18 protein-coding genes are annotated in these 16,741 nt (G+C 34.2%); 1 reads left to right on the top strand and 17 read right to left on the bottom strand.

Going from position 1 to position 16,741, the window contains the following annotated elements:
• Window positions 1–10 precede the first annotated feature (10 nt).
• The 3 genes from HYN56_RS25190 to HYN56_RS04350 are packed head-to-tail and all read right to left on the bottom strand — an operon-like array spanning window position 11 to window position 2,267.
• Window positions 11–358: a hypothetical protein gene (locus HYN56_RS25190; protein WP_091489760.1), complete on the bottom strand. Its 348-nt coding sequence runs from the start codon at window positions 356–358 to the stop codon at window positions 11–13.
• A gap of 10 nt (window positions 359–368) precedes the next feature.
• Complete coding sequence (locus HYN56_RS04355; RefSeq protein ID WP_109191059.1) at window positions 369–713, bottom strand: hypothetical protein; 345 nt, start codon at window positions 711–713, stop codon at window positions 369–371.
• Window positions 714–737: 24 nt separating this feature from the next.
• Window positions 738–2,267, bottom strand: a complete 1,530-nt coding sequence (locus HYN56_RS04350) for a bifunctional GNAT family N-acetyltransferase/carbon-nitrogen hydrolase family protein (protein WP_109191058.1) — start codon at window positions 2,265–2,267, stop codon at window positions 738–740.
• A gap of 177 nt (window positions 2,268–2,444) precedes the next feature.
• Between HYN56_RS04350 and HYN56_RS04345 the strand changes: the two genes are divergently transcribed.
• On the top strand, window positions 2,445–2,771 hold the full coding sequence (locus HYN56_RS04345) for a single-stranded DNA-binding protein (RefSeq protein WP_109191057.1): 327 nt from the start codon (window positions 2,445–2,447) through the stop codon (window positions 2,769–2,771).
• Between the two features lie 85 nt (window positions 2,772–2,856).
• Here HYN56_RS04345 and HYN56_RS04340 read toward each other — a convergent pair whose 3' ends face one another.
• The 14 genes from HYN56_RS04340 to metG all read right to left on the bottom strand — a co-directional run bounded on the left by HYN56_RS04340 (window position 2,857) and on the right by metG (window position 16,589).
• On the bottom strand, window positions 2,857–3,549 hold the full coding sequence (locus tag HYN56_RS04340) for a DUF2461 domain-containing protein (protein WP_109191056.1): 693 nt from the start codon (window positions 3,547–3,549) through the stop codon (window positions 2,857–2,859).
• Between the two features lie 85 nt (window positions 3,550–3,634).
• Window positions 3,635–3,820: a hypothetical protein gene (locus HYN56_RS04335; protein WP_091489749.1), complete on the bottom strand. Its 186-nt coding sequence runs from the start codon at window positions 3,818–3,820 to the stop codon at window positions 3,635–3,637.
• A gap of 82 nt (window positions 3,821–3,902) precedes the next feature.
• Window positions 3,903–4,421 carry a ferritin gene (locus HYN56_RS04330; protein WP_012022953.1) on the bottom strand — a complete coding sequence of 173 codons (519 nt, stop codon included), beginning with the start codon at window positions 4,419–4,421 and terminating at the stop codon, window positions 3,903–3,905.
• Window positions 4,422–4,515: 94 nt separating this feature from the next.
• Window positions 4,516–5,967, bottom strand: a complete 1,452-nt coding sequence (locus HYN56_RS04325) for a hypothetical protein (RefSeq protein WP_109191055.1) — start codon at window positions 5,965–5,967, stop codon at window positions 4,516–4,518.
• 123 nt (window positions 5,968–6,090) lie between these two features.
• Window positions 6,091–7,224 carry an OmpA family protein gene (locus HYN56_RS04320; RefSeq protein WP_109191054.1) on the bottom strand — a complete coding sequence of 378 codons (1,134 nt, stop codon included), beginning with the start codon at window positions 7,222–7,224 and terminating at the stop codon, window positions 6,091–6,093.
• Between the two features lie 176 nt (window positions 7,225–7,400).
• Window positions 7,401–8,798, bottom strand: coding sequence for a hypothetical protein (locus HYN56_RS04315; protein ID WP_109191053.1), 1,398 nt, complete (start codon window positions 8,796–8,798; stop codon window positions 7,401–7,403).
• A 33-nt stretch (window positions 8,799–8,831) separates the two neighbouring features.
• On the bottom strand, window positions 8,832–9,461 hold the full coding sequence (locus tag HYN56_RS04310; protein WP_109191052.1) for a chloramphenicol acetyltransferase: 630 nt from the start codon (window positions 9,459–9,461) through the stop codon (window positions 8,832–8,834).
• Window positions 9,461–10,168 carry an HAD family hydrolase gene (locus HYN56_RS04305; protein ID WP_109191051.1) on the bottom strand — a complete coding sequence of 236 codons (708 nt, stop codon included), beginning with the start codon at window positions 10,166–10,168 and terminating at the stop codon, window positions 9,461–9,463. The genes HYN56_RS04310 and HYN56_RS04305 overlap by 1 nt, the downstream gene beginning before the upstream one ends.
• Window positions 10,158–10,439 (bottom strand): hypothetical protein, encoded by a 282-nt coding sequence (locus HYN56_RS04300; protein WP_109191050.1) that lies wholly within the window; start codon window positions 10,437–10,439, stop codon window positions 10,158–10,160. Before HYN56_RS04300 ends, HYN56_RS04305 begins: the two co-directional genes overlap by 11 nt.
• A gap of 117 nt (window positions 10,440–10,556) precedes the next feature.
• Window positions 10,557–11,441, bottom strand: a complete 885-nt coding sequence (locus HYN56_RS04295; RefSeq protein WP_109191049.1) for a DMT family transporter — start codon at window positions 11,439–11,441, stop codon at window positions 10,557–10,559.
• Window positions 11,442–11,568: 127 nt separating this feature from the next.
• Window positions 11,569–13,086, bottom strand: a complete 1,518-nt coding sequence (locus HYN56_RS04290; RefSeq protein WP_109194719.1) for a flotillin family protein — start codon at window positions 13,084–13,086, stop codon at window positions 11,569–11,571.
• Between the two features lie 16 nt (window positions 13,087–13,102).
• Window positions 13,103–13,669, bottom strand: coding sequence for an NfeD family protein (locus HYN56_RS04285; protein ID WP_205727646.1), 567 nt, complete (start codon window positions 13,667–13,669; stop codon window positions 13,103–13,105).
• Window positions 13,670–13,818: 149 nt separating this feature from the next.
• Window positions 13,819–14,094, bottom strand: coding sequence for a hypothetical protein (locus HYN56_RS04280; protein ID WP_109194718.1), 276 nt, complete (start codon window positions 14,092–14,094; stop codon window positions 13,819–13,821).
• A 359-nt stretch (window positions 14,095–14,453) separates the two neighbouring features.
• Window positions 14,454–16,589, bottom strand: coding sequence for a methionine--tRNA ligase (gene metG / locus HYN56_RS04270; RefSeq protein WP_109191046.1), 2,136 nt, complete (start codon window positions 16,587–16,589; stop codon window positions 14,454–14,456).
• Window positions 16,590–16,741 lie beyond the last annotated feature (152 nt).

Genomic DNA, 16,741 nt, shown 5'->3' with positions numbered 1-16,741 from the left:
TAAACGCTAACTATATTTCTTTTTTAACAAGCATAAAATAATCATTGTCCAAGGAACGATAGCCCTGGTCGTACAAGAAATAATATGTATTTCCCGTCTTTGTCTGTAAAATGTTTGTAAAAAACTCAAAATCAAAGCCTTTGTTTAATAATTTGTCACGCGATGCCTTTGATTTTCCATCTACATTTAACTCTGCCAAAATACGGTAATTTTTGCGTAACTTGTTGTTTATATTTCGCATGAAATTCGTACTATCTTTATTTATTTTGTTATTGTACGCATTTCGGCAACTATCAGAGCAGAATTTCTTGTCTTCTCGGCCAACAATTTTAACGGAACATTCGAGGCATGTCTTCATTTAACAATTTTTATTTCGTTGATAAACTAGGTTTTTCGTTTTCTCTTTTAATAATTGCTTGCTTGATTTCGTAGATTAAAAGTTCTACTTTTTTAATGTCACAATGAGTTAGAACAATATCCTTAAAACCATTTTCCAAATTAATTCTAAGTTCACAAGATTTAGCGGGGACATTAAATCCAAATGTTACTTCAATGATTCTATCAATGAACGCTAAATGTCTGATTAATTCTATGCTCAAAATGCTGTCAATTTCGAATATGCCGTTGTCTTTACTAAAATCAGTATTGTTAATTACTAAGCAATCCTGTTTAAGATAGATTTCAAATAACGGATTTCTTCGAATGACAGTCATTGGCTTTTTTATTTAATGAGCTTTTTATGAATTTAGCTTTTTAAGTTCATAAAGATCTTTCCTTCTGTCTTTTAATGTTTTGACACTTCCATGTTCATGAAGTTCTTTTAATAAATTCAGATCAACATCAACAATTAAGGTCATTTCTGTATTTGGAGTAGCTTCTGCTTTAATTCCGTTGCTTGGAAAAGCAAAATCAGAAGGTGTAAATACAGAAGACTGTGCATATTGAATATCCATATTGTTTACTTTCGGAAGATTCCCAACACAACCTGCTATGGCTACATAACATTCATTTTCGATTGCACGTGCTTGTGAACAATGTTTTACACGAGTATATCCATTTTGTGTGTCTGTTAAAAAAGGCACGAATAAAATATCCATTCCTTCATCAGCTAAAAGTCTTGGAAGTTCTGGGAATTCGACATCATAACAAATTAAAATTCCAATTTTTCCGCAATCGGTATCAAAGGTTTTAAAATTGGATCCGCCTTTCATTCCCCAATGAATCACTTCGTTTGGCGTAATATGAATTTTGGTATACATTTCTGAAGTTCCATCCCTTTTGCATAAAAAGCCAACATTGTAAAGATTTCCGCCTTCTAAATACGGCATACTTCCCGTAATAATATTGATATTGTATGAAATCGCAAATTCCTGAAAACGCTTTCTGATTGGGTCAGAATGTCTGGCCAATTCCCGAATCGCTTCCGCTTCAGATAAGTGATTGTAATCTGCCATTAAAGGCGCGATGAATAGTTCCGGGAAAAGTGCAAAATCAGATCCATAACCGGAAACAGCATCGATAAAGAATTCGGCTTGTTCAAATAGTGCTTCAACGTTGTTTAATGGGCGCATCTGCCATTGAATTAATCCCAAACGAATGATGTTTTTCTTTAGATTAATTAATTTCGGACTGTCATCATAATAAATGTTATTCCATTCCAGTAAAACAGCAAACTCTTTCGATTCTTCATCGCCTTCCAAATAATTTTTGATGACTCTTAAAACATGAAAATCATTGCTTAACTGAAAAGAAAGAACAGGATCATACAACTCTTTGGTTCGTACTTTTTCGATATAGGTTTTTGGAGACATCTTTTTAGCATGTTCCCTGTAACTCGGAATTCTGCCTGCAAAAACAATTGCTTTTAAGTTCAGCTGTTCGCAAAGTTCCTTTCTGGCATCGTATAATCGACGACCTAAACGTAAACCTCTATAATTTGGGTGAATAAAAACATCTATTCCGTATAAAATTTCAGCATTTGGATTATGGGTAGAGAATTTGTAATCGCCACTAATTTGTTGGTAATTATGTCTTTTTTCTACTAATTTTTCGTCAACAATTAGAGATAATGCAGAACCAACGACTTTTCCATCAACTAAAATGACCAATTGTCCTTCCGGAAAAATAGAAAGCAATCTTTCTATATCTTCAGATCCCCAATACGAATCGGCCATTTCAGGATACGATTCAATCATTGATTTTTTTAATTGTTTATAGTCTTCAATTTCTAAATTTCGTAACTCGACTTTTTTGATTTTTGCCTGCATATAGTAAGATTTCTCTCAAATATACAAAAAATCATTTCCAATTACAAACGCTTACAAATAGTTACAGTCGATAGTAAATAGTTAATAACCGACTGTTATTGCTGGGCTGTATCATCTTTGCATCGTTGAAGTTGACGAACAATTTCAAGTTATACTAACATTTAAATAATATACGCCATGAATGCAATGAAAAACAGAGTACAGTTAATTGGGAATGTAGGGAATGATCCGGAAGTTAAAACATTAGAAAGCGGTAGAAAACTTGCACACCTGACAATCGCAACCCACGATATTTACAGAAATGACAAAGGTGATAAAGTAGAACAAACGGAGTGGCATCGTGTTACGGCTTGGGGAAAAACGGCTGAAATTATCGAAAAGTTTGTCACAAAAGGTAAGGAAGTGGCTGTCGAAGGAAAGTTAACCCATAGAAGTTACGATGACAAAAACGGTGAGAAAAAATATATTACTGAAGTTATTGTAAACGAGATTTTATTGCTCTAATTATTCTTTTTATTATACGCCACGACAAACAAATAAACCCGACAGTTTTGAAACTGTCGGGTTTAACTTTTACAACGAAGTATTTTTATAAAATCGAAGCTCCGTTGCTGTCTGTTGTCAGCACTTCGCTCATATAATCAAAAAAAGGTCTCATGTTTTTGAATGCATCCAAAGCCAGTTCTAAAAATAGGGGACTTAGAACTTCTTCGTCTGTAAAGCGTTTTATGACCAAAAATTGTTTAAAACGAAGTAAATCAATTGCCGGATGATCCGCATCATAACCTTTTGGTTTTGTTTTTAATTGTTCTCCTTGTAAAGTACCAAAGTTGCTTACAAAAGATTTTGAGTTGAGTATTTCCTGAAAAGTCTCCGGATCATTTGCAAATTCAGTTCTGATTCTTTTTAAATCTGCTGCATTGGGTCCCCAAAATCCGCCAGCGAAAAAACTGTTTCCTTTTTCCAAATGAAAATAATAACCGCCTCTTCTCGCAGCAGTTGCACGCGTATAACTTCCTCCCCAATAATGTTTAAAGGGAGTTTTGTCTTTAGAAAAACGAATATCACGATAGATTCGGTAAACGCTTTTTTTACCTGATGTATTTTCCAGAACATCTGTTTTAGAAAGTTCTTTTAATAGAGCATCTGCAAAGTTTTGAATATGTTCTAATTCGATTAAATATTCAGATTTATGATCGTCAAACCAAGGTTTGTTATTATTTTCTTTAAGCTGAACCAGAAAATCAAGGCTTGATTTTGGTATAGTAACGTAGTTTTCCATAATTGAATTAAAAATCAGAGAGATTGGCTGCAATTTAAAACTAAAAAACCCATTAGAGAAATCCAATGGGTTTTTGTATATGTTGTTAAGCCGTTTTTTTGAATAAATCAAACATAGGACAGCGAGAACAGCGTTTTTTTTCGCTTTTTTTATATTTCTCACAACAAGAAGATTTACAGTTTTCAATCTTCTTAATCTTATCAAGAATCTCAGAATTTTTCTTTTTCTTTTTATCCTTTTTCTTCTCCTTGTCTTTTTCTTTCTTGCCCAATTTTCCTCTGTATTATAAAAACAGAGACAAATATAAACGAAAAAAGTAATTTTTAAATATTCTAAATAAACTTTAACTTTTTTTATTTTGGATTGATAGCAATCGAACTGGTAACTGTTAATTGCTGAATATCACGGTCAAACAAGTAAAGTCCGCCTTTATCATCTCCAATTAAGTTGATTTTATCCAGAATAGATTTAGCAGTTGCTTCTTCTTCGATTTGTTCAGAAACATACCATTGTAAGAAATTATGTGTAGCATAATCTTTCTCTTCAAAAGTAATGTGTACTAATTCGTTGATCGATTTCGATACAAAAAGTTCGTGATTGTAAAGCTCCTCAAACATTTCTTTAAAAGTAGTGTAAGTCGTTTTTGGCGCTTTAAGATCTGTTACCTGAGCGTGACCTCCGCGCTCATTTACATACTTAACCAATTTAAGCATGTGTGCGCGCTCTTCGTCTGACTGTGTGTACATAAATTGAGCAATTCCCTCTAATCCTTGTACTTCTGCCCAGCAGGCCATAGAAAGATACGTTTGTGAAGATTCTGCTTCTATGCGGATTTGCTTGTTTAAAGCCGATTCAATATTTTTTGATAGCATGATATGTGTCTTTTTTGTAAAATTAGAAAAAATAATCCAAACCATTTTTTGAAACCGCCAAAACATTACACATTTGGAGTAGCTTTCAATAAATTTAATTAGGTTTTATACTGCCAAAAGAGAACGGTTTCGAGAATTGAGATTTATTCATAATCGGATTTCCATCGTCTTGCATCATAGGGCCATCGGTAAATTTTCGCATTATAAACTGTTGGGAACCACTGTCGAAATAACTTAGAACATAAAAATCTTTCAATCTTAGTGAATCATAAAGTTTTATACCCTTATTGTTATTCAAAAAGTAGAACAAATTGTCAATAGCTAAAGGTCTTGATTGATAGTCTTTTGCGAAATTTAGGTTTTCACTTAACATTGCGTCAAAATAAACTGCTTTGCTTAGCGAATAAGGGATACGCTCTCCAAAATCATCTGCAGAATTGAAGGAAAAATAAAAATCTCTATATTCTCCAAAACCGCTAAAAGTGATAAAACTGTTTTTATGATTTTTAAAAACGGAAACACCGGCAGGAAGTCCGTTTATGCTTTTCAGAAACTTTTCAGTAGTTTTTAATTGACGAGGTTCGTTATTGTCAATTTGTGTAATGAAAGGAGAATTCATAAAAGGAATCGTATCATTTTTTGAAAATGAATAATTCTTGATGCCTTTTCCTGAATCAAAATCTTTGATTTGAAATAAAAAGAATTCTTTATTTGCCTTTACTTGGAATAGTTTATTATCACTATAAAATGAATTCGTTGTTCGTAACGGAGTTTCTGGAGCAGGCAGATCAAAAGTTTTTTCTTTTATTTCACCCGTTTTAATGTTAAGATCGAAGGCTTGTGTTTTGATAAGACTATTATCAAATGTCAAAATAATATGATCCTGAATGACATACATTTTGCTGGTACTTGAAGCCAATTCTATGGGCGTGTAAATATTTGGATCTATTTTTTGTATCGGGAAATATTTGATAAGTGCATTAAAAGAGATTTGCACATTTCTTTCATTTTTAAAAACAAATGAAGAAAAATCAAACATTTTAACAACGCATTTCCCATCTTCAAATTTGTAAAGAAGTAAATGCTCGAAATCTTTTTCTTTTGCCAGAATATAGAAAGTATTGTTCTGCTGGAAAGAGCTAATAATATAATCGTGATTTTTTGGGAAATCGAAGTTTAAGGATTCTGAGGTTTTATTGTCCTGATTATAAACCGTAATCAGGATATTTTTATAATCACGGGAACTCCAGTATAACGATGGTTTTTTATTCTCACTTATACTGTAACCAATTAAATCCCGGCTTGTTTCATGTTTGATCGAATCTGTAAATTGATTTGCCAGGAATAAAGATGAATTGTATTTTAAAATATTTACATTTTTATTATCCCAAGTAAAGACATAAATATCTTTGGTGTTTTCATCTTGAGCATTCAAAATCTGAGTTTTTCCCAGAAAGTTCAGGTTTAGTGGCAAAGAATTTAGTACTGTTTGACTAAACAACACTGTTTTAGAAAACAAAACGAAGAAAAGTAGTAGTTTTTTCATAGATTGAAAATCATCAAAATTTATTCCAAATATTTACAAGATTATACTACCTTAAATTTAGCAATAAAAAAGTCCTTAAGACAACATCTTAAGGACTTTAATTCACCATTTAAAAAAAGAAAATTATTTCACAATAAAAGTAACTCTTCTTGCTAATCTTCTAGCTTCTTCAGAATCTTTTTGGATAGAAGTATCTGCTCCTTCAGCAACAACATTTAATCTTGAAGATGCAATTCCTGCTTTTTCAAGGATTGTTTTTACATTTGTTGCTCTGATGTTAGATAATTTGTTATTGTATTCTGAGCTTCCAACCTGATCAGCATGACCAACGATATCTACAGAAGCTGATGGATTTTTTCTTAAATAAGATAAAATAACATCGATTGCAGAAGTTGAGTTTTCAATTGGAATTGTTTTGTTGAAATCAAAATAAACACTGTAGTATTTGTCATTAATCATTTCTTTTACAACGTCTTTTTCTTTTACAGTGTTGGTTACAGGTTTTTCTACAACAACTTGTTTTTGAGGAATGCTCTTAATTTGATTTTGAAGATCTGCAATTTTGTTTTCAAAAGCAGATAAATCTACATTTTCAGATACTACAGTCCAGTCCGCATGTTTTGCATTTTTGCCTAAATATACCTGAAGACCAACTGTCCCGTTAAAAAGTAAGCCTGAAAAACCTCTGTTTCCGTTTTTGGCAGTACCATCAAAAGTATGATCCTGAAGTGCGTTTAACACTGTAGTTACGTCTCCTGTCAAAGCTACTCTGTCTGTTAATCTTATCTGTCCGGTTAAACCAGCGATGAAATTTCCAACTTTGTCTTTTACGTTATAATCTTTGTTTTCTAACTGACCAACTCCAAAACCTGCATGAGCTAATAATCCAAATGTATTGGTCCAGGTTTCAAAATTCATGATACGACCTAAATTAGCTACACCCTGTAAATCAATTCTGTAATATTTTGAGTCAAAAGGAAGTGAACTGTTTTTCTGTTCTGTTAAAGAATTGTATCCAAAATCTGCTTTAAGACCAAATTTATTGTTCAGCATGTATCTTACTCCCAGATCAGCTGTAAAAGGACTGATTCTCGAGCTGTAATAATTACCAGAAGCAAATGGACGCTGCGCTTTGTTAAAACCGCCTCCTAACTCAATAGACCATTTGTTGTAATTATCTGAGGTTTTTGTTTCCGTTTGCGCCTCTGCATACATTATGCTTAGAGCAAATGCCAGAGTCATTACAATTTTTTTCATTGTAGTTTGATATTTTAAATTTGAGTCAAAGCAACAATAAAATGTAAGTAAAAACTTCCTCTAAAAGTCAGAAAGATGTTAGAATAAGGTAATAATAGGGCTTCAGGTATCCTAAAAATAGGTTTAGGAAATAATAGAAAAAAGGCGTTATGTTTAATTTGTTGATAGTTAGTGGTTTATTGAAAACCATCTGTGAACTTACGCAAAACATATTGTTTCGCTAGGGTGTCGTAATATCCTAAAATCGAATAATTGCTTAACTTTAGAATATTTGGAATAAATATCTCCTTATGTGTATCTATGAAATAAAAAATCTTATCTGAAGCAAGAGGTTCATGCGTTTCAGTTGTTAATTCCAGTTTCTTAGTCCAGACACTTTCAAAAAATACAGAATAATCGCTTTCAACATTGTAATAATTAGTGGACGGAAAATCTCCAAAGTAATCATCAAACATATTAAAACCATTCATAGATATGGTTTTCGAACTGTTGCCGCTTCCTCCCAAAGTAATAAAAAGATTCTTTTTGTTTTTAAAAACAGAAATACCAGCATCTGTTGCCGCTAATTCTTTCAGGAATCTGCCAGTGTTTTTTATTTCTTTTGGTCTGCGGTTGTCAATCTGTGTCAAAAGAGGTGAATTATTAAAACGAATAGTATCATTTTTTGTAACAGTGAATGATTTTAGAGATTCACCGGAATTATAATCTTTAATGTCAAATAAGAGCTCATTTGAGTTCACATTCAATTGATAAAGTTTGTTTTCATGATAAAAAGAGTTGGAAGTTTTTGCGTTTTTCTGTCCTAAAGGCTTTAAAAAGGTCTTTTCTTTTATCTCTGAATTCTCCAGATTGATATCAAAAAGCTGTGTTTTTCTAATACCTTGGTCAAAGGACAGAATTAAACGGTTTGGAAGTATATAAAGTTTGGTTTTTGCCGTTACTTTATAAAGCGGATTGTATTCTCCGGGCTCCATTTTTTCAATCGGATTTTCATTTAAAATCTGATTGAATGTCTTTTGTTGTGTTTTTCGATCCCGAAAAGTGAAAGAAGAGAAGTCCAAAAACTTTTCGTCGGCTACTCCGTTTTTAAAAACATAAACAGTTAAAGCCTGTTTTGTTTTATACTTCATAACCAGATAAAAATTGTTGTCTTTTTGATATTGCGTTAAGATTGATTGTTCTTCACCAGGTAAAGAAAATTTTAAAGCTCTGGTGGTTTTAGTTTCAAAGTAATATTTGATTACAATAATGCTGTTTTCCTGTGGTGAAAACCAATACAAAGTAGGATTGCCGTCTTCGCTGAAACTATAGCCCATCAAAGATCTGTTTTCGACATATTGTCTGGTAGTTATAAATTTATCATTTAGGAATAAAGCACTATTGTATTTGAGAATCGTCAAACTGTCACGAGAGGCAATAAAAGCGAAAATGTCATGTGTAATGACGTTTTCAGCATTTAAAGTCTGACATTCCTCTTTCAGTGTTTTTAAATCTACAGGATAGGAAGTTAATACTGTCTGGCTTAGCGAAACAGTACTATACATTAAAACCAGAAAGAGGAAGATTTGTTTCATATATTTCTGCAAACAAAAATTATTCCATTTAATTTATTGATTCATAAGCTCTTGAAAGAGATCGGCAAATTGCCCAAGATGCATTCCGTCCATCAAACCATGATGTACAAAAACAGCCATTGACATAGTTCTTTTTCCGGTTTCCGAAACCATCATTTTTCCAAACGATACCTTAGGACAGCTGTCAGGATAAGTAAAACTTCGCGCATGTGTAAGCGAAGTAAAATTCAACCACGGAATTGCCGAAAAATGAATCAAATTATCATCATTAAATTCTCTTGTAAAAAGTCCTGTTGTGTTCTGAATACGTTCGATTTCTGCCAATGCCGTTTTTTCAAATATTTTAAAATCAGGGTTATATTCAATTAGTGAAAATCCGAAAGTACCATCTTCACGACCAATTGTTGCCGAAGCATCAACACGATCATTAATGTAAATCTGATTTTCTGAAATACGATATTTAAAATTCTCAATTGTATTTACCGCAACTAAGGTTTTATGCAGGTAGAAAATGAAAAAAGAAGTCTTTAAACTTTTGGCAGTCTGATAGGCTTTCGTACAATCGATTTCTACGGTTGCACCAAAGAAAGGTTCTTCCATTTGTTTAAAATGAGCAAAATGCTCTTTTCTATTCCAGTTTTCTAAGTCTAAAAGTGTTTTCATTATAATAAATTCGGAACCACTTCAGCAATAGTTTCAAATGAACTAAAATGCTCGTGTTCTATGGTATGATTAATTTTTTCGTGCTCCCAGGTAGTATGAAACGGAATATGAACGGCATATCCGCCAATTCCTAGAACGGGCAATACATCTGATTTTAATGAATTACCAATCATCAAAAACTCATGCGCCTGAATGTCTAAACGGCCTAATAGTTTTTGATAATCAATTTCCTGTTTATCAGACATGACTTCAATATGATGAAAATAATGCCCCAAACCAGAGCGGTGCAGTTTGCTGTGCTGGTCTTTTAAATCGCCTTTTGTTGCTACGACCAATTTGTATTTTCCGTGAAGGGCTTGTAGTGTTTCTTCAATTCCGTCCAAAAGTTCAATTGGTTTTTCCAGCAATTCTTTTCCATACTGAATGATTTTTTCAATGACTTCAACAGGAATGGTATTGTTGGAAATATTCATTGCTGCTTCGATCATCGAAAGAATGTAACCTTTGATTCCGTAACCGTACAAAGGAAGATTGGCAATTTCAATTTTGAACAGCTCCTGCGAAATGCCCTGATGCGAAAGATAATCTTCCATCAAAGCACAAAATTTATGTTCGGTTTCCTGAAAATAAGGTTCGTTTACAAATAAAGTATCATCGGCATCAAATGCGATTACTTTTAGGTTTGGTATTTTAGTTTTATGTAACATAGATTTTTTGTTTCAAGTTTAAAGTTTTCTTTGTTTCAGGTTTTTCTGCCACGACCCGAGCGATAGCGAACAGGCGAAGCAATTCACGAATTGCACTGATTTTTTTGCTACAGATTATTAGGCTTAAAAAATTTTTATCTGCTAGAATCTGCCTAATCTGCGTGAAACTTTTTTTGCCACAAATTTCATAAATTAACGCTAATTCTGTCTGATCACTTTGTTTTAATAAAAAAACAAATTTGCCAAATCTGCGTGAAACTTTTTTAGCCACAGATTAATGGAATTAAAAGGATTTTAAATAAATCTGCTTAATCTGTCGAATCTGCGGGAGTACTTTTCTAAAATTAACTAATAATCTGTGTCAATCCTTTAAATCCGTGGGCTAACTTTATTTAGAAAAAAGCCTTTTCAAAGAAATTGTTTTATCGTAAAAAGTAATTCGGATTCCGAAAAGCAAAACGATGCCACCGAAAACCATCTGTAAAGTTATTTTTTCTTCCAAAAACAACCAAGCCAAAATGGAAGTAATTACCGCCTGACTTAATAAACTCAACGAAACTCTGGTTGCTCGCATGTGCTGTGTAGCGTAACTAATCGAAAGCCAAGCGCACAATTGACAGATTACAGCTTGTAAAACCAAAACAAACCAGCCTGCATTTGAAAATCCTGTAAAAGGTTCGTCTAGCGAATAACATAAAATACCCAAATAAATGCTGGAAGCCGTTAAACTAATCGTCATAAACGAAAGAACATCTACTTCTGAAAGAACATTTTTACTGACCAAAAGATAAATCGAATATAGAATTCCGGATAAAACTGCGAATAGGAACGCCTGATCAAAATTCAAATCAATGAAAAACTCGAAACCAACTAAAGTGACCATTCCAAATAAAGCTACCAAAGTTCCAATCCAAAAATTCGTTGCAGGTTTTGATTTTAAAAACAAAAACGAACCGACTCCAACCCAGACAGGAGATAAGTTTGTCAGTAAAGAAGCCTGAGTCGCACTCGAATCCTGAATAGCAATATTCCAAACCGCAACATCTGAAGAAAACAAAACCCCGCAAAGCATTGCCAAAAGTGTAAATTTTAGATTTGGAAGTTTAAAGTTTCCACTGAAAATAACATAAGGTAATAACAGAATTACAGCAAAAAACATTCGGTAAAATGCCGAAATCAATCCTGGTGTTAAACGTAATTTTACCAATATTGGAAAAATCGAAATGCAAAGGATACCGCAGATTAAGGCTAATCTTGGTTTAGTGAGTTTCATTAGATTATTTATTCTTAGATATTTTTTTTCAAAGATAGTTTAGAAAGTGAGTATTTGAAAGCAAAAAGCACGAATCGATTAAAAATTATAATCGGTTCGCGCTTTTTTATTTTTAAAAAGAAGAATTTTACTCTTTCGTTTCTTCAACTTCAATAGTTGGAGGAACTTCCGGCGTAGTTGGATCTTCACCTTTTAAATAACTTGGTAAATTTAATCCCGCCATGTTGAATAAATCATTCAATGGCGGAACCGTTTTCATCATTCCGGAAACAAAATTGGCTGTAGAACCATTTTCGCCCTGACCATTTCCGGAATCCCAAACTGTGATTTTGTCAATCTTGATATTCTTAACAGCTTCAACCTGAGTTTTAACCAGTTCAGGAAGTTTCTCCAATAATAAAAGCTGGAATGCTTTGCTTGGATCTCCACCTGCAGCAGCCACAACATCTTTGTAACCTTCGGCTTGTTTTGTTAATATTTCGAATAAACCTTTTGCTTCTGCTTCCATTTTTGCAAAGATTGCATCGGCTTCTCCTTTTGCATTTTCTCTGATCGTTTCAGCAGCAGCTTGTGCTTCGATAATGGCTCTTTGTTTAGCGATTTCGGCAGGAACTACAATGTTCGCAATTTGTGTAGAACGTTCTCTTTCAGAACGCGCCAACTCGGCTTTTTGCTCTGCAAGATACGATTCTTCCAATGCTTTTGCCTGTTGTACTTTTTCTGCAGCAATTGCGATACGCAAAGATTCTGCTTCTTTTTCTCTACGAATAGCTTCGGAATTCGCAATAGCAATCTTAGCTTCGTTTTCTCCCTGAATCGCAATTGCGTTAGCCTCAGAAGTTTTTACCCTTGTATCTCTTTCAGCTTCAGCTTTACCAATAGTTTCGTCTTTAGCAGCTGTTGCAATACTAATTTCACGGTCTTTTTGAGTAATGGCAATTTTTACGTCACGATCTCTGTGCGTTTCTGCAATTTGAGTGTCTTTTTCTCTGTCAGCAAGAGCTTTACCGGTTTCCCCGATTTTTTCTTGTTCTGCCACGCTAATTTTAGCTTCGTTGATTGCTTTTGCAGCAGCTTCTTTTCCTAAAGCTTCGATATAACCAGATTCGTCACGAATATCCGTAACGTTTACGTTGATCAGTTTAAGACCGATTTTCTTTAATTCACTGTCAACGTTTTTAGAAATATTGTCTAAGAATTTATCACGGTCAGAGTTAATTTCTTCAATAGTCATCGTTGCGATAACCAAACGCAACTGACCAAATAAAATATCTTTTGCAAGCTCTTGAACTTGTTCTGATGATAAACCCAATAATCTTTCAGCAGCTGTATTCATGCTGTCAGATTCTGTAGAAATGGCAATGGTGAATCGACAAGGAACATCGACTCTAATGTTCTGACGGCTTAATGCATTTGTCAGATTGGCTTCGATAGAAAGCGGTTTTAAATCCAGAAAAGAATAATCCTGAATTACGGGCCAGATAAAAGCACCTCCGCCGTGTACACAACGTGCTGAAGTTCCGCCGGTGCGTCCGTAGATTACTAAAATTTTATCCGAAGGACAGCGCTTGTACCTCGAGATTAATGCTGAAATGGTTACGAATAGAACGATTGCCGCAACTGCAATCAAAATAATTGGGTTCATTAACATGGTATGTGTATTATATGGTTTCTACGATTAAGAGGTTGTTGTTTTCTATTTTAACAACTTTTACAGCACTTCCTGATGGAATTCGGTCGTTTTCTGTCATGGCTTCCAGTTCATGAAAGGCACCGTTTACGCTTATCATGATTTTACCTTTTCCGCTTTTCTTTTCGGGAATAGTCAGATAAACTTCTGCGGTTTTATTTAGCGTATTGGTAATTTTAAAAGAATTGTCTTCGGCTAGTTTTTGTACCTGTTTGATCACGAAGAAAAACAAAAGCACGAATAAAACCCCAACAACAAAGGAAGTAACAATAAGAAAAACCGGCTTTTCGCCAAGAGTCGAATAAAAAGAAATTCCAGTCCAGCTAAAACCTAACAAAAAGTTAATCAAATTTCTTAAGGAAAAAAGCTGAAAATCGCCTCCGTCATGTAAGTGAGCATCAAAATCGGTATCAAAACCGTCTGCGACATCCAGACCCGAAAAGGTAATAACGGTTTGAATAAGAAAAATTAAACTTGTTGGAATCGCGATGTACCAAAAAGATTTAAGCAACGTAGGTAAACTGTCTAATAGCTCCATAATTTTCAGTTTTTCGAATAACTTTTGGCGCTAATATCTCATTTTTTTTGTAAGAAAACTAATTTTAAAGAAAAATCAATGATTTGATAATGTAGAGAAATGAAAAAGCGCAAATCAATTAAAAAAGTTAATCGATTTACGCTTTTATCTTAAGCCGTTATGATTTTATTGCAGGCTTTCTGAATTTGTTTATCCGAAAACGGTTCAAGTGCTTTGGCAAGCATTTCACTTATTTTGATGCATTCCATCATTTTTGATCTTAGCTCTTTGTCATCTCCCAAATCTGTTTCAAGAATTCGCCTGAAAATTTCAGACAGATAATGGGGCTGTTCTCTAAAATCTCCTTCAAACCATAAGTCTGAAAGAAATTTTGCCATTGATGGCATTACATCGTGATGTGTCGGTTTTTGATTTTCTCTTTGCATATCGAAAATATTAAACGCACGAAACCCTCGCTTTAGATGTGCAAAAATACCCAGAAGGATAGATTTCCCGAGTTTCCATAGGGCCATCATGGCGAGGGTTCGCTTATGTTAACTTTAAATAAAGTTTCAGAATTACTTCTGGTATTTTTGCAGAACAAACTTACAAAAAGGATTTTGAAAAGAAATAATAAAATGTAAGAATTTTATTTTTGTTTTTTTAATTCCTGCAAGGTTTTCGAAACCTTGTAGGTATGGCAATTTATTCAAACCTACAAGGTTTTGAAAACCTTGCAGGACAGCCCAAATAAACTTAAAAGAGATGAAAAAAAAGATGTGCAATAACACATCTTTTAAAATCTTTAGTTTACCGTAGCACCATTCGGCGCATCAGCATCCGGATTTACGAAAACCAGTTTTCCTTCTGCATTTGTTGTCATTAAGATCATTCCTTGGCTTTCAACACCACGTAAAGCTCTTGGCGCTAAGTTTGCTAATACAGAAACACGTTTTCCAATAATTTCTTCTGGCGAAAAACTTTCAGCAATTCCAGAAACAATCGTACGAACATCAATTCCTGTATCTACTTTTAGCACTAAAAGTTTGTTTGCTTTTGGCATTTTTTCAGCTTCCAAAATAGTTCCGATACGGATATCCATTTTCGCAAAATCTTCAAACTGAATTAAATCTTTCTGAGGTTCTGCTTGTTTATTTTCGGCAAGATTAGCTGTTTTTGTTGCTTCCAATTTATCTATTTGTTTTTGTATTTCTTCGTCTTCAATTTTAGCGAAAAGCAATTCTGCTTCGCCAATTTTATGTCCAGCAGGAAGTAAGTCTGAAGTTTCAGAAATATCATTCCAACCTAAAGTTTTATCAAGGAAAATATCTTTTGCATCACGATTTTTCTCTTTCAGGAATTTGCTGAAACCTGCAAAATGCTCTTTAAGATCTCCTAAATTCAATATTTTAGAAAGTTTCGCAGCAGTGAAAGGTAAAAACGGCTCAGCCAAAACGCTCAACGCAGCAGCGATTTGTAACGCCACATACATTTGAGTTTTTACACGCTCCGGATTGTCTTTCATTACTTTCCAAGGCTCTTCGTCTGCCAGATATTTGTTTCCTAAACGAGCCACATTCATCAATTCGCCCAAAGCTTCACGGAATCTGTAACGCTCAACCGAACTTGAAATCACAGCTGGATACGCTTTTAATTCGGCTAAAGTTTGTTCGTCAACTTCTGTAAATTCGTTTGGCGCTGGAATAACTCCATCGTAATATTTATTGGTTAAAACCACAACACGATTAATGAAGTTTCCAAAAACGGCAACCAATTCGTTGTTATTTCTAGCCTGGAAATCTTTCCACGTAAAATCGTTATCTTTTGTTTCAGGAGCGTTTGATGTCAAAGCATAACGTAAAACATCCTGTTTATCTGGAAACTCTTCTAAATATTCGTGTAACCAAACCGCCCAGTTTTTAGAAGTCGAAAGTTTGTTTCCTTCCAAATTCAAAAACTCGTTTGCCGGAACGTTGTCTGGTAAAATATAGCTTCCTTCTGCTTTTAGCATTGCCGGGAAAATGATACAGTGGAAAACAATATTGTCTTTTCCGATAAAGTGAACCAGTTTTGTATCCTGATCTTTCCAGTACGGTTCCCAGTCTTTTCCTTCGCGCGCTGCCCATTCTTTTGTAGAAGAAATATATCCAATTGGTGCATCAAACCAAACGTACAATTTTTTGCCTTCGGCACCTTCAACAGGAACATCAATTCCCCAATCCAGGTCACGTGTTACGGCACGAGGCTCTAATCCTGCGTCGATCCAAGATTTTACTTGACCGTAAACGTTGGTTTTCCAATCGTTTTTATGACCTTCTAAAATCCATTCGCGTAAAAAAGCATCGTAACGATCCAAAGGTAAAAACCAGTGTTTCGTTGATTTTAAAACGGGAGTTTCGCCAGTAATTGTCGATTTTGGGTTAATCAAATCGGTTGCGTTCAAAGTAGAGCCGCAGTTTTCACATTGATCGCCGTAAGCGCCGTCATTGCCACATTTTGGGCAAGTTCCAACCACAAAACGGTCTGCTAAAAACTGATTGGCTTTTGCATCGTACAATTGTTCTGTAACTTCTTCAATAAAATCGCCTTTATCATACAAAGTCCTAAAGAATTCCGAAGCCGTATCATGATGAATTTTCGCCGAAGTTCTGGAGTAATTGTTGAATGAAATTCCGAAATCAGCAAACGATTTACGGATGATTCCATCATATTTATCAATAACTTCCTGCGGTGTGATTCCTTCTTTTTTGGCTTTCATAGAAATTGCAACGCCGTGTTCATCGCTTCCGCAAATAAATGCAACATCTTTCCCCTGCAATCTTAAGTATCTGGAATATATATCTGCAGGCACGTAAACCCCAGCCAAATGCCCAATATGAATAGGCCCGTTGGTGTAAGGTAATGCCGCTGTGATCGTATATCTCTTTGGATCTTGTATCATAATTCAATTTTATTGAGTGCAAAAATAAGCAATAGAATTGAGATTTTAATATTACACAGAGATTCGCAAAGAAAAAGCGCAGAGATTCGCTAAGATTTTATTGAATTTGGTTCTCGCAAAGTCGCGGAGTAGCAAAGTTTTTGTTTTTAAGT

Origin of the sequence: Flavobacterium crocinum (assembly GCF_003122385.1) — a bacterium.
Lineage (GTDB): Bacteria > Bacteroidota > Bacteroidia > Flavobacteriales > Flavobacteriaceae > Flavobacterium > Flavobacterium crocinum.
Note: the sequence above shows the minus strand (reverse complement) of the source record. Positions and strands in the feature narration are given on the sequence as shown.

Excerpts from the sequence above, each read along its gene's own strand:
- HYN56_RS25190 (WP_091489760.1), bottom strand. The coding sequence starts at position 358 with ATGAAGACATGCCTCGAATGTTCCGTTAAAATTGTTGGCCGAGAAGAC.
- HYN56_RS04355 (WP_109191059.1), bottom strand. The coding sequence starts at position 713 with ATGACTGTCATTCGAAGAAATCCGTTATTTGAAATCTATCTTAAACAG.
- HYN56_RS04350 (WP_109191058.1), bottom strand. The coding sequence starts at position 2,267 with ATGCAGGCAAAAATCAAAAAAGTCGAGTTACGAAATTTAGAAATTGAA.
- HYN56_RS04345 (WP_109191057.1), top strand. The coding sequence starts at position 2,445 with ATGAATGCAATGAAAAACAGAGTACAGTTAATTGGGAATGTAGGGAAT.
- HYN56_RS04340 (WP_109191056.1), bottom strand. The coding sequence starts at position 3,549 with ATGGAAAACTACGTTACTATACCAAAATCAAGCCTTGATTTTCTGGTT.
- HYN56_RS04330 (WP_012022953.1), bottom strand. The coding sequence starts at position 4,421 with ATGCTATCAAAAAATATTGAATCGGCTTTAAACAAGCAAATCCGCATA.
- HYN56_RS04325 (WP_109191055.1), bottom strand. The coding sequence starts at position 5,967 with ATGAAAAAACTACTACTTTTCTTCGTTTTGTTTTCTAAAACAGTGTTG.
- HYN56_RS04320 (WP_109191054.1), bottom strand. The coding sequence starts at position 7,224 with ATGAAAAAAATTGTAATGACTCTGGCATTTGCTCTAAGCATAATGTAT.
- HYN56_RS04315 (WP_109191053.1), bottom strand. The coding sequence starts at position 8,798 with ATGAAACAAATCTTCCTCTTTCTGGTTTTAATGTATAGTACTGTTTCG.
- HYN56_RS04310 (WP_109191052.1), bottom strand. The coding sequence starts at position 9,461 with ATGAAAACACTTTTAGACTTAGAAAACTGGAATAGAAAAGAGCATTTT.
- HYN56_RS04305 (WP_109191051.1), bottom strand. The coding sequence starts at position 10,168 with ATGTTACATAAAACTAAAATACCAAACCTAAAAGTAATCGCATTTGAT.
- HYN56_RS04295 (WP_109191049.1), bottom strand. The coding sequence starts at position 11,441 with ATGAAACTCACTAAACCAAGATTAGCCTTAATCTGCGGTATCCTTTGC.
- HYN56_RS04290 (WP_109194719.1), bottom strand. The coding sequence starts at position 13,086 with ATGAACCCAATTATTTTGATTGCAGTTGCGGCAATCGTTCTATTCGTA.
- HYN56_RS04285 (WP_205727646.1), bottom strand. The coding sequence starts at position 13,669 with ATGGAGCTATTAGACAGTTTACCTACGTTGCTTAAATCTTTTTGGTAC.
- HYN56_RS04280 (WP_109194718.1), bottom strand. The coding sequence starts at position 14,094 with ATGCAAAGAGAAAATCAAAAACCGACACATCACGATGTAATGCCATCA.
- metG (WP_109191046.1), bottom strand. The coding sequence starts at position 16,589 with ATGATACAAGATCCAAAGAGATATACGATCACAGCGGCATTACCTTAC.